1 protein-coding gene is annotated in these 418 nt (G+C 35.4%); it reads left to right on the plus strand.

Going from position 1 to position 418, the window contains the following annotated elements:
* Positions 1 to 418, plus strand: a 418-nt coding sequence (locus tag GPK88_RS17875; RefSeq protein ID WP_215708097.1) for a hypothetical protein, incomplete at both ends; no start/stop codon positions are given.

A 418-nucleotide genomic window follows, 5' to 3' on the forward strand; every position in this document is an offset into this window, starting at 1 on the left:
TTTTAAGATCGATGGAAAAGAAGTATATGCAGTGGACGATAACAGATTTGGAAGTTTCAATACTGGGGTAGGACAGGATGTGTTACTGAAAACAGATCAAAATTCTACACATCTTAAATATTTTAACGCCTGTATATCTTATGACGGTGATTATGATCTGAGTAATAAAACAGTAGAAATCACATTAAAGAATCTTACGGAGGAAGGAGATTATGATACGACTGTTATTACAGATGGAACATGGGATTTTAAATGGACTCTGGGTGCAGTAAAGCCTCCGACAACTCTGGAAGTGAATCGGAAATGTGATTTTGGAGGTTATGAAATCACTGTGAAAGAAATGGAAGTAACGCCCCTTTTATGGTCATTATATCTTGATTATGATGAAGCTATGAAGGTGTATGAAGATGAAAAAAAC

Origin of the sequence: Blautia sp. MCC269 (assembly GCF_018785655.1) — a bacterium.
Taxonomy (GTDB): domain Bacteria; phylum Bacillota; class Clostridia; order Lachnospirales; family Lachnospiraceae; genus Blautia_A.